2 protein-coding genes are annotated in these 717 nt (G+C 47.6%); both read right to left on the reverse strand.

Annotated features, from left to right (window positions below):
- Positions 1-255, reverse strand: a 255-nt coding sequence (locus A3739_RS24495; protein ID WP_068503146.1) for a hydroxyisourate hydrolase, incomplete at its 3' end; no start/stop codon positions are given.
- A 284-nt stretch (positions 256-539) separates the two neighbouring features.
- Positions 540-717 (reverse strand): 2-oxo-4-hydroxy-4-carboxy-5-ureidoimidazoline decarboxylase (locus tag A3739_RS24500; protein WP_304440311.1); only part of this gene is annotated, 178 nt, incomplete at its 5' end.

Genomic DNA, 717 nt, shown 5'->3' on the forward strand with positions numbered 1-717 from the left:
AAAGTTTACGCTTGGGTAGAAACAGGTTTTGCCTTGCTTCTCGAAGTAGCTATCCGTATCGAAAACGATGCGGTAGATGCCTTTTTCACGGTCTTGGCCTTCGAGCCAATCAGTGATGCGGCCATCGCTGTTAGTCACTCCAGAGGCGATCTTTGTCCACTCGCCGTCTACTTGCTTGAAAAGCTCAACTGCGATGTCTGCTGCTGGGCCGCCTAGGTTAGTATCTAGTACATGCGTTGTAATAGGACTTGCCATGGTAAGTTTTCCTACTTTCGTAAATTCTCGTTTGCTTTATAGAAGGCACCATATGCTTTGTTAAAACTGTACTCGCTCTGTCACGTACTTGCGTGTACGCTCCCTTTCTGCGCGCAGTTTTGCCTTGCCTATGGCGCTCCTATTTCAGCACCGTAACCTTGGGTGACAGTGCTTCTTTCAACTTGTTTAATGCTTTCTATCGCAGCACCGAAACTATCTCAGGACAGTGCTTAATTCCTTCGTCGTTCCCGCGCAGGCGAGAACATATCTGTCTAACTTTCGAACTATGCGCTTGGAAGCAACTTATCAATACGAATTGCGGTGATTAGTGCTTGCTGACCCGCTGCATTCTGAAGCTCAGTCTCACGGTCGTTCGGTAGACGTTGCTGAAGAAGTTCGTTCATTTCAGCGGCGCTTTTACCGGTTGCACAGACGATGAAGATAAAGCCAAACTTTTCTTCG

The organism is Oleiphilus sp. HI0067 (assembly GCF_001635735.1).